Here is a 13801-nt window from a genome sequence, read left to right as displayed (position 1 = left end):
AGTCTCAGACGAAGAATTAGAACATGCACTGTCACTAATCAACAATAGACCCAGAAAATGTTTGAATTGGAAAACTACTCACGAAGCGTTTCAAGAAGAACTGTTGCACTTAATTTGACAAACGGTCTTTTATAATGCAATATGCCGAGTGATTTATCCATAAAAAAATACCAACAGATAAAAATCCATTGGTATTTTTGAATTTAGAACAAAATGATTCCTTATTCCTTACTTCTTAACTTAGCTTTTTGTTTTAACTTTTCCAATCGGAGTGACTTCATAAGCGCAAACACCATCAACAGCAGAATAATCGAAAATGGAAAAGCAGCAATAATCATCATATTTTGTACTCCTTGCAGTCCACCACTGTATAATAGTGTAATTGCAGTTAATGAAAGTACAATTCCCCAAACGAATTTAATTCGATTTTTCGGATTTAACGATCCATTGGTAGAATGCATACTCAAAACAAATGTCGCTGAATCAGCAGAAGTTATAAAGAATACCCCTATTAGAAGGATTGTTAAAACAGATGCAATCGTGCTAAACGGCATTGTACTTAAGATACTAAATAACATTTCTTCTTCTGCAAGCGACGCAACATTAATAATTTCTTGTGCTTCAAGTAAAATTCCAGTTCCACCTAGCAATGAGAACCATATAAATCCAACTAAAGAAGGAACGATTAAAACTGCAATCGTAAATTCTCTAATTGTACGTCCTCTTGACACTCTTGCAATAAAAGTACCCACAAACGGAGACCAAGCTATCCACCATGCCCAATAGAACAATGTCCAATTCGTAATCCATTCCCTATCTACAGGACTACCTGGGGCACTACGAAAGCTCAGTTCAGGAAGGGTCTGTATATATGTTCCAATTGTGTTTGTGAAAAGGTCTAACGAATATAGCGTAGCACCGCCAAATATCGCGATAAATAAAAACAAAACTAAAGCTAACATCATATTAAAATTACTAAGTAGACGAATCCCTTTATCTAGGCCTGTCATAGCAGAAGTTAAGAATAGCATACTTACGATAATGATAATAATTACTTGAATAAAAAATGAAATTGGTAAGTTAGTTAAGTATGAGAGTCCGCCATTCATCTGTACTGCTCCAAGACCAAGGCTAGTTACAATACCTGTAACCGTTGCAACCAAAGCAAACGTATCGATTACCTTACCTGCTATTCCATCTGTTTTCATAATTGGTGAAAGAGTAGCACTGATTAAACCGGATTTTCCCTTTCTAAAGTTAAAGTATGCAATACAAAGTGCAATCACAGCATAAATACCCCAAGCATGTACACCATAATGAAAAAAAACAAACCGCATGGCTTCTCTTGCTGCTTCAGTTGTTCCTTCATCAACCGTAGGTGACTGAATTGCAAAATGTGAAAGTGGTTCTGCTGCACCAAAAAAGACTAAACCAATTCCCATACCAGCACTAAATAGCATTGCGAACCATGTCAAATAGCCATACTCGGGCTTCTCATCTGGTTTTCCAAGCTTAATATTCCCATAAGTACTTAAAATCAAATACAAGGATACAATCACAAAAAATGTCACGACTATTAAATAATACCAACCAAAAGTAGCCGAAATAAACCCCTTGATACTTTCCGTTATGCTTTCAAGTGTGTTTGGAAATATGACACCAGAAAAAATAATCACAGCCAGTATCCCGATTGCCCAGTAAAAAACAGGTTGTACTTTGTTTGTTGACTTCATTCATAAAAACTCCTTTTAGTACGCTTTACATCATCTAAGTATCGATACAATTTTCAAGATATGTATAATTCAATAGTTGATGTTGACATTGATAAAGTTACAGTATACCTAGAAAAAGTATTGATTACAATCTATAGGCCCTCTTAGATGACAAAGAAGCTACATAGGTATTTAAACCATGGATCTATTGACTATGAACGGTTTTATTGAATGTGGAATGATATTATCATTAAGTACTTTTAATCAGATTGTCTTTTTATTATTTCTAAATAGCACTATTTCATACTTTTTTTATGAATAGGTCCTAATCTATTACGTAGCAGTGAATTATTTAGTAAACCTTTTTTATTTTAATGATCCACAAATATATTGATGGCAAAAGGACGGTAGAAATTGGTATGATATAATTAGAATTAGTTACCTTTGAAGTTTTCGAATTTATTGGAGAATCGAAACAGATTACGAGCATGATAAAGTATAAAGTATTGAAAACGCTTTTAAAAATTAGTCATGATAAGGGGAGATATGTATGAGTGAAGTTTTATTTTCAATTACTGAAAATGGGGTTGCGACCATCACCTTAAATCGGCCGAAAGCAATCAATTCATTAAACTATCAGATGATCGTCTCGATAAAGAGCAAACTTATCCAGTGGGAAGATGATCCTGCAATTCGGATTGTTATCCTTCAAGGAGCAGGAGAGAAAGGATTTTGTGCAGGAGGAGATATTAAAACCTTATATCAATCGAAGGAAAGCGAAGCAGCATTCAAGCAGTCGATTCAGTTCTTTCAAGAGGAGTATAAAACAGATCAGCTTGTTGCCAACTTCCCAAAACCAATCCTTGCATGCCTTGATGGAATCGTAATGGGGGGCGGTATCGGGCTTTCTCAAGGAGCTAGCCACCGAATTGTAACAGAGCGGACAAAGTGGGCCATGCCAGAAATGAATATTGGTTTTTTTCCGGATGTCGGTGCAGCCTATTTTCTAAATAAGGCTCCTGGACAGATTGGACGGTACTTAGCCCTTACTGCAAAGGTGTTAAAAGCTTCTGATGTTATCTATGCAAATAGTGCTGATGCTTTTATTCCAAGTGAGAGCTTAAACTCATTGTTTGAACTAATTAATAAAACGGATTGGCATCAAGATGAGAACCCGGCTGCTGCACTTGATAAAATTATTCATAACTTCAAAAGAGAGCCAGAACATACAGGAAAACTTGCTTCCATACAGTTGGAGATTGATAAACATTTTGCTCATTCTACAGTAGAAGAAATTATTGAATCTTTAGAGACAGATAAAAGTGATTTTTCCTTACAAACAATGAAAACACTACAATCCAAATCACCCGTATCGCTGAAGGTTACCTTAAGGCAACTAATAGAAGGAGAAATGAAGTCTCTGCGAGATTGTCTAGATACAGATTTAACTTTAGCAGCGAATTTCCTTCGTTCAGAAGACTTTTACGAAGGGGTGCGGTCAGTAGTTATTGACAAAGATCAGAATCCGCAATACAACTACAAACAATTATCTGAGGTATCCTCATTGATGGTTGATTCCTTTTTTCAGCACTCATTCTGATTTATAACATACAATAAAAACCCGATTCTTAAGGTGAAAGGAATCGGGTTTTCTGCGTTCTAATTCTAATGCTGTTGTACATAACATATTTAGCTGAACAGTCACATCTACAAAGCCCTAAAGTTGGACTTCACGACCGTATATTGCCGCAACTGCAACACCCTAAAGAGTTTTTCAAAAACCTTACATTTGAAGAAATCATTGTGTTGCTTCCTTCTTATTGGATTGTTTTTTTACTTGTTCATAGAGTACCGCCATGTCTTGATCACCGTAACCTTCACGTTCAACTGTTCGATATAAAGCGAGCAACGATTTGCTAATTGGCAAGTCAAGCTGATTCTCGTCCGCTAGCTCCATTGCAAATTCGAGATCCTTTCGTAGCAGCTTTAAAGAAAACCCTGGGTTATAGTTTTCTTTAGCAATAAAGCTGTTATAATTTCGTTCATATATACGGCTCTGCCCATAGCTCACATTCAGCATGGAGAATAACTCATCCAAATCAAGTTTCTTTTTGTTTGCTAGTTGTAACGCTTCACTAACTCCAGCTGTGTAGAATCCAATTAGTAGATTATTAATCAATTTCACCGTCGTTCCACTATCGATTTGTTCATCAACATGGAATATATTTTCTCCAAGAACTTGAAACACTGGAAGCACTTGTTCATAAAGCTGCTTCGGTCCTCCAACCATGACAGTTAATGTTTGATTCACTGCGCCAATGACTCCCCCACTTACAGGCGCTGCCAAGAAATCAAGGCTGTTTTCTCTACAGACCTTTGCAATTACCACATTCAAATCAGGTGAAACTGTACTCGTGTCTATTAACGGCTGTTCTGGTTTGACATTATTAACTAACCCTTCTTCCCCTAAGAAGACTTCTTCCACTGCTTTTACCGATGGAAGACTTGTCAGGATGAGCTCGCTTTTCTCTGCGACTTGTGCAATGGATGCAGCAATTTCCCCACCTGCTTTCTTGAATGAACGTGCTGCTTCTTCATTTAAGTCGTACCCAACAACATGATAACCTGCATTGATTAACCCAGTTGACATTGGAAGCCCCATATTCCCTAAACCAATAAAACCGACTTTCTTCATGTTCACCCTCATTTCTTATACCCATTATTTGAGATAACTTCCATTGCTATCTTACGCTTCTTAGCAACTAAATTAGAATACATTGGCAAGGTAAAACTGTTTATTTCATCAAGAAAGGCTTGCTTTTTATCATCATTTGAAATGATCGAGGATATAATCACAACGGCATTCCTTTCAATTCCGAAATATCCCTCTTCACAAAGTACTTCTGCCATCGTTTCTTTTAAATCCTGATTTGACCTTGTTGCTTGAGCAGTTAACTGTACAGATTCCATCACATAAATTTCCTTAATAACATCTGCAAGCATTCTTTGAATCTCTTGGTCCTGTTTAAGGACTACATTATCACCATCAGAAAACGCTTTCATAATTATGTTTAATAGTTCTTTAGAATAGTGGATATATAGATTCTGAGAATGGATTTGTGTTTCATCCTGTTCGATTATCGATTTATCTTTATGATATAATTTTAGAAAAGACCTCACAATTGTAAGGCGATTAATTTCACTTGTTCCTTCAAATAATCGATTGATTCTTGCATCTCGGTATAAACGCTCAACCTCATATTCCTGCATGTATCCATAACCACCATGAATTTGTAACGCTTCATCAACAATAAAGTCTAAAGCCTCTGATGCATATACTTTATTAATCGAACAATCAACTGCATAATTAGAAAGCTTACCTAGTATATCATCTTCGTTGGAAGAATTTACATGTAGTTCATCCAATCGATTCGCGGCCACGTAGGCAGCACTTTCAGATGCAAAAATAGCTAAAGCCATGTTAGCCAGTTTCTCTTGAATCATCGTAAACCGGGTAAGCTCTTGTTTAAATTGTTTGCGTGCTTTCCCATAATTCACTGCCAGAGACAGTGCTTGTTTTGCCGTACCAACATTAGCAAAGGCAAGTTTTAAACGAGCTAGGTTTAAAATATTGAGTGCAATGTAATGTCCTTTCCCAATCTGACCGAGCACTTGATCAGTTGACAGCCTGACATTTTCCAGAATAAGAGTTGCTGTCGATGACCCTTTAATGCCCATTTTTTTCTCTTCTAAACCGATTGAAACACCAAACATTGATCGCTCTACAATAAATGCCGTAATACCACTTTCCGTTTTTGCGAAAACAACGAAGACACTAGCAATATGGGCATTCGTTATCCATTGCTTTTCCCCATTTAACACCCATTCCCCACTTTTTTCATCTATTACAGCACTTGTCTCGGATGCCAATGCATCTGATCCGGCATTTGGTTCTGTTAATGCATAAGCTCCTACCCATTCTCCCGATACAAGCTTTGGCAAATATCGTTCTTTTTGCTCTGGAGTACCAAAATAGACATATGGCAATGTTCCTACTCCTGTATGAATGTTAAAGGATACACTAAAAGACGCTCCATATCCCATTCGTTCTGCAACTAAACCTGCTGTCTTTTTACCGAGTTCCATTCCATCGTATAATTCGGGAACATCTGCACCCAGTAATCCAAGGTCACCCGCATCGCGAAACAGCTTTTTCGCAAGCTCGTAATCATACGCTTCAAGATTTTTTATAGATGGATTTACGTGTTCTTGAATGAATTTATCAATTGTCCTCGCAATTAGCTTTTCCTCTTCTTGAAAATCTAACGATATGACTGATTGCTCGTTCGGGAATAACGTATACTTATTAGTTGATTCAACCTTTTCCATATGCTTTCCTCCTTTATTAATGAGTATGTTTCAGTTGTGTTGAAAGCACTTACAAAAAATCAAAAAATGCACACTAACAATCCAAATGGAAGTTGTCAGCATGCATGATAAAATACAAGCAAAACTTGTTTTAAAAATAACAAGGCTTCATTATACACGTAACACCTCCTATCCTCGTAGGATTAAATGCCGTTTGATATAGGCAGGTCTCCTGGCTATATGATCATCACAATTCGAACCTTCCCATTTACAGCAATAAACAGTGGTATCCATCGAATTGCTCCCAATTACAGTTGCGGGACAGCGTCGGATTTTCACCGAACTTCCCTTTTAAGCAATAAAAGTAAATATTATTGCACCTATATCTTTAAAACTATTCAGTTATTTTAAAATTATAGCACTGTTCGTTCATATAAACAATACATTTTTTTGATTTGGGATTTCTCCAAATGCATTACTACAAATATGAAAATTTGAATTGATTGAGCCATAAACTCACTAATTACATATTTATAGTTGATCATCTGTCCTTTTATATTTCTTCGAACGATAATTTTTTCAATCGATGCATAGGATCTTCTAATTATTTCCACACTACAATATAACACAACTAAAGGAGGGTACACATGAATGAAGAATGGATTTTTGCTTGTTTTATTTCTCGCATTTAGTATCCTAACAGGCTTTGAACATCAAGATAAGCTTGAAATTACTGATACAGAGATAACTGTTATTCAATCAGAAGGTTTATTGCGTTATGATTTTAAAATCAAAAATAATGGTGAAATACCAATTGAAAGTGATTTTGATTATCCTGGACAGCATCCATTTGGAATTGAATTCGTCATACGGCCAAATGAGAAATTATCTGAAGTTATGGTAATGGAGAAACGTACAAACTATAATAAAATGTTGTCTTTAGGGAGTGGCCATTCCGGATATTTCGAACCGAATACTGAAATGTCTGTTCACTTAGAATATAAAATGAAGGACGATGTTAATCCTGAAAAGGTAAAAAAACTTGCATATGATTCGACATTACTTATTTTAGATGGCGTTGATATCGCAATTGAATTTCCATTACAAGAAATAAAGGAAAAACTCTCCAATTAAATAAATGATACCTCCCTCTCCTATGTCTAATAGTTGAGGAAGGTATCATTTATAGCTGTTCTATTAGAGTTGTTTTCTCAGTTTGTGTGGCAGAAAGCTCTATTTCTTTTTCATTCAAGGTCATTTCTAATTTTCGAATAACCGATACAACGCTTGCATGTTGGTCCCTTGCTTGTTGTAAAGAGTCTTGAATTCTCCCTTGAACCATCCAATCTACAATTAAACCATCAAAGAAAAAGTCCGCAAATTTCAACATTCCTGAAATATCAATTTGCAGGTTTGTCACTTCATCGATATCTAATAATTCTTTCTGAAAGTTTCGCATCCTTGTTTGTGCTTGGTGGATATGGTTTGTCGCTTTATCAATATGATCATGCTTAACCATACTAGAAATCATCCCTCCACCAAACATATCAAATGTCCCCCAACCTTCTGCACTTTCAAGGGAACTCATTGCATTATTTAATGCATCTTTTACATTATATCCTGCTTCAATCGCTTCATTTAACTCTGTGATGTATGCTCTTATATCACCTTCACGCTCATTTAATTCAAATAAGCGATTTCCGAATGCAGCATCTCTTTCCTTAATAATTTGTTCCTTCGTCGACAAAAGAAATTCGTAATCTTGATCTGCATCCACAACGCTTTGCAATTTATGATGCAATTCATTCATCGAATTACTAATTTCTTGCTTCGTTTTTTCAGCCTCTTCAAGCTGCAGCTGTACTGCAATAACTTCTTGCTTTTCCTGTCTCAGCTTTTCATGCTTTGATCCAAAAAGTGTTTGTATTAAATTTGTTATTCCAATTCGTTCCAGTTTCTGAACGTCTTTTTTCTCAGCAAACAGCTGCTCTTCTAACCTGCTAATCTCTTTTTCAACATCTATTAATTCTGTCTCATAATCAGCAAGCTGTTTTTCCCATTTCTGTTTCTTGCTCATTGCACTTCTAACTCGAATGAGCTGATCATTTATTTCTTCATACATAAAGAGGCCCCCTAGAATTGATATGCATCACTTCTATTTACGTAAAAGAAGCGCAATAGGTTTCATTTTATCAGATTTCAAATCGAAGTATTTACCAAGTCTTTCTTTGGCTATATTCTATTATTATACTTTTTTATTTTAATTCCATTCTATGTCAGCTTCAACCTTCTGTATCATTTTTTAAGAATGAGTACTTTTTAAATGTTAACAATGTAAAATCTAAAAAACCAGCATTCAATCATGGATGCATCAATACCATCCTGATTTGATAAAATATTCATTAATCTCTTCCTTTAACCATCCATGTGTTAAAGGTATATTCTCACATCCAATTTTTCATAAGAGTCATTTATTTCTTTTCAAACAATTACTGTTTGTAACAGACCTTCAGTATGGTTGCTGTTCATGCAAGGGGATGATTTTTTTCGCAAAAAAATAACCGTCCGTTAATCGGGCGGTTATTTATATATCGTTTATTCAACGATGGTAACTTTTACTGTACGAACTCCCCAATTATAAGCTTCCTTTTGAGTTGGTACGAAAACATCAATTTTCTTCCCTTTTATCGCACTGCCGATATCCCCAGCAATAGCATGCCCATAGCCTTCAACATCAACAATACTGCCTAATGGAATTACACTTGGATCAACTGCAATTACTTTTGCATTTGGATTTTTACTGAGATTAATTCCGGTTGATGTAACACCAGAACCTCCCGCACTTTTAACCGTATATGCAGTAGCAGTCACCGTAAAAGTTTTGCCATTAGAAGCGGATTCCTTCTTATCCGATTCCTTTTTTGGTTCTTTTTTCGACTCTTTCTTCTCTTCTTTAGCCAGCTGTACTACTTTACCTTCATCGACCGAATTATCTTGAGCTGAAGCAACTTGCGTTTTAGCAGGTTTTGCGACTTCCTGTTCCTTCGCTTTTGCCGCTTCCTTTGCTTTTTCTGCTTGTGCTAATTCAATTTCGCGCTGTTCTTTTTCCTTTGCGATTTGCTGTTTTACTTCACCTTCCAATGAAGCAAGTGTACTATCTTCGATTTGTAATTCATCTGCCAACGTGGCTAATTGGTTTTGCTTTAGTTCCAATGATGATTTTTGCTCTTTATTTTGCTCTAATTGCTGAGCAATCAATGATTGTGTTTCTTCTTGTTCTGCTTTTAGTTCATTTAATTGATCGAGTTTATCGAATACAGTTGCTTGTTTTTCCGCTACTAATTGGATATCAGCCTCTTGCTGCTCGATTAATGCTGCATCCGAGTTCGTAATTGTGTTAACTGCTGACACGCGTGAGATAAAATCACTAAAGCTTTGGGAACCGAAGATAACTTCTAAATAGCTGATCTTACCGCCTGACTGTTGTGTAGAGACGATTCGACCTTTTAAAATTTCATATCTTTCTTCAATCTTCTTTTCTAATTCTTTCATTTCTTCTTCTAAGATCGAAATTTCTTCTAATGTACCGTCAACCTTATTTTCTGTTTCACTCAACAATTTCTGATTTTCTTGTAAAGCTGTATCAACACGTTCTATTTCTTTTGATAATGTCTCTAATTCTATGATAACATCTGCGATTTCACTTTCAGCTTCTGTCAGATTTTCCTTAATGTTTGAGCGTTGCTCACGAATTGTTTCTAATTCGTTTGTACTGTCTGCAAAGGTCGGGATACTAAAAAACGAACTACTTAAACCAACAATCATCACTACTGCGATTAGTTTTGCTAAGGTTCTATTCAAATTGACTCCCCCGTTTTCCAATTCACGACTACGTCTCTATTTATAGACAAGATAATAGAATCTGATTGTCTGCAGCTATGTGAATTATGTATTTTATACTAATTTTTACCTGTTCTAGGCTTGTTGTAGTATACCATTATCAAATGTCATAGATATTATGATAATATTACAATTGTATTTCACAGAGGGGTATAAGTTTATTTCCCCTAATAATGTTAACTTATTAAATTACAACAATCTTACGGAAGTCAATTTTAATAGAATTGAATAATAATAATCACAGTTGTTTTATATCTCCATTAGAAATTATTGTCGATTATACTCTAAGCCAAAATAAAGCAACCTCCAAGGACACGTACTTGGAGGTTGCTTTATTTATCTATTAAACACAACATCTTTGAAAAATGATTATTTTGCTTTTGCTTGGATTCGCTTTTCATTTTCAGAAATAATATAGGCACAAGCCGCATCCCCAGTAATATTAAGGGACGTGCGCAGCATATCCAGTAAGCGGTCGATACCGATAATGAGAGCAATGCCTTCAACAGGCAGGCCAACCTGTTGCAATACCATGGCAAGCATGATTAATCCAACTCCTGGCACCCCGGCAGTTCCAACACTAGCCAAGGTTGCAGTTAAAATAATCATGATGATAGCAGTAAAATCCAAATCTATTGCATATACTTGGGCAATAAAAACTGCAGCTACTGCTTGCATAATTGCAGTTCCATCCATATTAATCGTTGCCCCTAATGGCTGTACGAAACTGCTGATTTCTTTACTTACTCCAAGATTTTCCTGTGCAGCTCTCATGGAAACTGGCAGAGTTGCATTTGAACTGGACGTACTAAACGCAACAGACATTGCTGGAAAAAATCCTTTATAAAAATTGATTGGATTTCCTTTTCCAACCAGCCAGATGGCTAAGCTATAAATGACTATTGCATGAATAAACAATCCTAATATAACCGTTCCCATATACGCTCCCATTGAACCAACAGCATCTAAACCAGCACCTCCAATTGCAGAGGCAATTAAAGCAAAGGCACCATATGGGGCCGCTTTCATAATAAGAGTTACTAGAAACATTAATATTTCATTTGCTTGTTCAAATAAACGATTGATGCCTTGAGTTTTCTCACCTAAGAAGGCAAGAGCAGTCCCAATGAAAATTGCAAATGCGATAATTTGCAGCATATCTCCTGCAGCCATTGAACTAATGGGATTATCAGGAATGATATTAATAATCGTGTCCATCACAGGGGGTGCGTCATTTGCTTCATAGCTAGCATTGCCTATATCAAATACACCTTCTGCACCTGGTTTTATTAAAAATGCTAATGCAAGGCCGATACAAATAGCAATTGCAGTAGTAACGAGGAAAAAAGAAATGGTTTGAATGCCTATTTTTCCTAGTTTAGCTGGCTCTCCAAGACCAGCGGTTCCAAGAACAATTGATACGAATACAATTGGTACAACAATCATCATAATTAAGTTAATAAAGATTTGACCTACAGGCGTTAACACATAGGTATCTATATTCGAAAATATACTTTCCGGTACAAATGTGAACCCTATCCCTACAACGACACCGAATACCAGAGCTATTAAAATCTTTTTCGTTAAGCTCATATAGCTCCACCCTTCTTAATTATAAGTTAAGAATCAAATGGTTCTTTTTAAATCAACTGTATGGCTAACGAATGCTTTATCTCAATTGACTATATTGTACTTTAGCTAAATTATATCTCCTCCTTTCACTTGTTTCTAATACAATTATTACTTAAGGACCATTACAATCAGTTCCATCTTCATTTTACAAACTTACTGTCTCATTACTTCTCATGAAAAGACCTCATTAGACTTCCCTGCTCAATCTAGATTACAAGCAGATAAACTAGCCCATACAGTTTTTTATTTTTATGCATGTTCTAATATTTTAAGAACCAACTTGCCAACAAAAGTCTGTGCACTTGTTGGGTTAGCCCTATTTAAAATACTTTGTATTTTACAAGTTATGCGTTCCAAAAACTCCCCTGTAAGTTTCTTCTGTTAACTTTCAGGGGAGCATTATTATACCTTTTCAAATTTATTCACCTGTATCTGCAAATCGTTTAATTCGCTCTTCTATTTCATCACGAACTCGCTGGAATACTTTCCATTTCTCCTCTTCGGTACCTTTTGCTTTTGCTGGGTCATCAAAGCCCCAATGCTCTCGTCTAACATGTGACGGGGTTACTGGGCATTTATCTGCCGCATCTCCGCAAAGCGTAACAGCCAATGTTGCATTGTTCAAGAATTCGGTATCAATTATTTCAGAGTTTTGTTTGGATATATCAATATCCACTTCTTTCATTGCTTTTACTGCATTCGGATTTAATCCATGTGCTTCAATTCCGGCACTTTTGACTTCCCAACCATCACCGAGATATTTCTTCGCCCATCCTTCTGCCATTTGGCTTCGGCAGGAATTTCCTGTACATAAAAAGTAGATTGTTTTATTAGACATCATCAAGCTCCATTTCTTTTATTATTTCACTAATTCATGTTAAAAAAGTAAAAGTGTAAAATATAAACCGAGTAAAGTTATGAACAGTATAGGCATTGTGAGGACAATACCGGTTTTAAAATAAGTTCCCCATGATATTTTCACGCCTTTTTTTGACAACACATGCAGCCAAAGTAAGGTGGCAAGTGAACCAATCGGTGTAATTTTCGGACCTAGATCCGATCCAATTACGTTCGCATATATTAATGCTTCCCGGATGACACCTGTTGTATTTGTTTCAGAAATTGCAATAGCATCAATCATAACAGTCGGCATATTATTCATAACGGATGATAGAACAGCTGCGATGAATCCCATTGCTATTGTTGTCACAAACAATCCCTGTTCTGCAGCTGCTTGAATAAGATCAGCCAATAGATTTGTTAGTCCGGCATTACGCAGACCAAAAACGACCACGTACATTCCAATTGAGAAAAAGACGATATTCCATGGTGCATCTTTTATAACAGCCGTTGTGTTGACCACTTTACTTTTTCTTGCCATTTGAATAAAGAAGATGGCGATGACTCCTGCAACTAACGAAACAGGGACCTGAATAAACTCGCTCGTAAAGTAACCAATAAGTAGGATTCCAAGTACATACCAGGATAAATTGAACATTTTCGCATCCTGAATTGCATCATTCGGCTCTTTTAATTTTGACAAATCATACGTTTTAGGGATACTTTTTCTAAAGTAGATTAATAACACAATAATCGTCGCAGCCAATGAGAACAGATTTGGAATAATCATCCGTGATGCATATTCCACAAAACCAATATTAAAAAAGTCTGCTGAAACGATATTAACTAGATTACTAATGATAAAAGGCAGTGAGGTTGTATCGGCAATAAACCCACTAGCCATTATAAAGGGAAAGACCATTTTTTCCGTGAAATTCAAATTTCGTACCATTGCAAGCACAATCGGAGTTAGAATTAATGCCGCTCCATCATTTGCAAAGAATGCTGCCACAACTGCACCAAGCAAACTAATATAAACAAACATTTTTATACCGTTTCCTTTTGCAATTCTCGCCATATGTAAGGAAGCCCATTCGAAGAACCCAATTTCATCTAATATTAAAGAAATAAGTATGATTGCTACAAATGTTAAGGTTGCATTCCATACAATACCCGTCACTTCAATTACATCTTCAAAATTAACGACACCAACAATAAGCGCGAATATTGCACCACCCATTGCTGACCAGCCAATTGATAACCCTTTAGGCTGCCAAATAACTAAAATTAGCGTACCTAAAAAGATTAAAATTGATAAAATAACCATCACTGACAAAACCTTACCCTCC

At 36.1% G+C, this 13801-nt stretch carries 10 protein-coding genes, 1 pseudogene and 1 riboswitch; of the genes and pseudogenes, 3 read left to right on the top strand and 8 right to left on the bottom strand.

The genetic code is table 11. The features are described from left to right. A pseudogene (locus tag D1B32_RS24285) lies at window positions 1-118 on the top strand (IS30 family transposase); the annotation flags it as partial. A 103-nt stretch (window positions 119-221) separates the two neighbouring features. Here D1B32_RS24285 and D1B32_RS14255 read toward each other — a convergent pair. Beyond that, window positions 222-1733: a BCCT family transporter gene (locus D1B32_RS14255; RefSeq protein ID WP_095311407.1), complete on the bottom strand. Its 1512-nt coding sequence runs from the start codon at window positions 1731-1733 to the stop codon at window positions 222-224. Between the two features lie 529 nt (window positions 1734-2262). Between D1B32_RS14255 and D1B32_RS14250 the strand changes: the two genes are divergently transcribed. Beyond that, complete coding sequence (locus D1B32_RS14250; protein ID WP_118889721.1) at window positions 2263-3312, top strand: enoyl-CoA hydratase/isomerase family protein; 1050 nt, start codon at window positions 2263-2265, stop codon at window positions 3310-3312. Window positions 3313-3510: 198 nt separating this feature from the next. Here the strand turns inward: D1B32_RS14250 and D1B32_RS14245 are convergent, their stop codons facing one another. Further along, on the bottom strand, window positions 3511-4407 hold the full coding sequence (locus D1B32_RS14245; RefSeq protein WP_118889720.1) for an NAD(P)-dependent oxidoreductase: 897 nt from the start codon (window positions 4405-4407) through the stop codon (window positions 3511-3513). 8 nt (window positions 4408-4415) lie between these two features. Beyond that, complete coding sequence (locus D1B32_RS14240; RefSeq protein ID WP_118889719.1) at window positions 4416-6101, bottom strand: acyl-CoA dehydrogenase family protein; 1686 nt, start codon at window positions 6099-6101, stop codon at window positions 4416-4418. A gap of 184 nt (window positions 6102-6285) precedes the next feature. Beyond that, window positions 6286-6479, bottom strand: a riboswitch (cobalamin riboswitch). A gap of 252 nt (window positions 6480-6731) precedes the next feature. Here D1B32_RS14240 and D1B32_RS14235 point away from each other — a divergent pair. After that, complete coding sequence (locus D1B32_RS14235; protein WP_118889718.1) at window positions 6732-7214, top strand: hypothetical protein; 483 nt, start codon at window positions 6732-6734, stop codon at window positions 7212-7214. A gap of 49 nt (window positions 7215-7263) precedes the next feature. Here D1B32_RS14235 and D1B32_RS14230 read toward each other — a convergent pair whose 3' ends face one another. The 5 genes from D1B32_RS14230 to D1B32_RS14210 form a co-directional block, all read right to left on the bottom strand. Beyond that, window positions 7264-8202, bottom strand: a complete 939-nt coding sequence (locus tag D1B32_RS14230; RefSeq protein WP_095311398.1) for a hypothetical protein — start codon at window positions 8200-8202, stop codon at window positions 7264-7266. 473 nt (window positions 8203-8675) lie between these two features. Next, on the bottom strand, window positions 8676-9941 hold the full coding sequence (locus tag D1B32_RS24445) for a 3D domain-containing protein (protein ID WP_095311395.1): 1266 nt from the start codon (window positions 9939-9941) through the stop codon (window positions 8676-8678). 408 nt (window positions 9942-10349) lie between these two features. Next, entirely contained in the window at window positions 10350-11573 is a 1224-nt protein-coding gene (locus D1B32_RS14220) for a dicarboxylate/amino acid:cation symporter (RefSeq protein WP_118889717.1), read from the bottom strand. Window positions 11574-12030: 457 nt separating this feature from the next. Continuing rightward, the gene (gene arsC, locus D1B32_RS14215) at window positions 12031-12450 is read right to left on the bottom strand and encodes an arsenate reductase (thioredoxin) (RefSeq protein ID WP_095311392.1); all 420 of its coding nucleotides are present in this window, start codon (window positions 12448-12450) and stop codon (window positions 12031-12033) included. Window positions 12451-12489: 39 nt separating this feature from the next. Then, window positions 12490-13779, bottom strand: a complete 1290-nt coding sequence (locus D1B32_RS14210; protein ID WP_118889728.1) for an arsenic transporter — start codon at window positions 13777-13779, stop codon at window positions 12490-12492. Window positions 13780-13801 lie beyond the last annotated feature (22 nt).

The organism is Oceanobacillus profundus, from assembly GCF_003515705.1.
Classification (GTDB): Bacteria; Bacillota; Bacilli; order Bacillales; family Amphibacillaceae; genus Oceanobacillus; species Oceanobacillus profundus.
The sequence above is the reverse complement of the archived record's forward strand: the minus strand, read 5'-3'. Positions and strand labels throughout refer to the sequence as shown.

What these genes read in the sequence shown, in the direction of transcription:
- D1B32_RS14230 (WP_095311398.1), bottom strand. Translation starts at nt 8,202, where the DNA reads ATGTATGAAGAAATAAATGATCAGCTCATTCGAGTTAGAAGTGCAATG.
- D1B32_RS14210 (WP_118889728.1), bottom strand. Translation starts at nt 13,779, where the DNA reads ATGGTTATTTTATCAATTTTAATCTTTTTAGGTACGCTAATTTTAGTT.
- D1B32_RS14235 (WP_118889718.1), top strand. Translation starts at nt 6,732, where the DNA reads ATGAAGAATGGATTTTTGCTTGTTTTATTTCTCGCATTTAGTATCCTA.
- D1B32_RS14255 (WP_095311407.1), bottom strand. Translation starts at nt 1,733, where the DNA reads ATGAAGTCAACAAACAAAGTACAACCTGTTTTTTACTGGGCAATCGGG.
- D1B32_RS14240 (WP_118889719.1), bottom strand. Translation starts at nt 6,101, where the DNA reads ATGGAAAAGGTTGAATCAACTAATAAGTATACGTTATTCCCGAACGAG.
- arsC (WP_095311392.1), bottom strand. Translation starts at nt 12,450, where the DNA reads ATGTCTAATAAAACAATCTACTTTTTATGTACAGGAAATTCCTGCCGA.
- D1B32_RS14245 (WP_118889720.1), bottom strand. Translation starts at nt 4,407, where the DNA reads ATGAAGAAAGTCGGTTTTATTGGTTTAGGGAATATGGGGCTTCCAATG.
- D1B32_RS14250 (WP_118889721.1), top strand. Translation starts at nt 2,263, where the DNA reads ATGAGTGAAGTTTTATTTTCAATTACTGAAAATGGGGTTGCGACCATC.
- D1B32_RS14220 (WP_118889717.1), bottom strand. Translation starts at nt 11,573, where the DNA reads ATGAGCTTAACGAAAAAGATTTTAATAGCTCTGGTATTCGGTGTCGTT.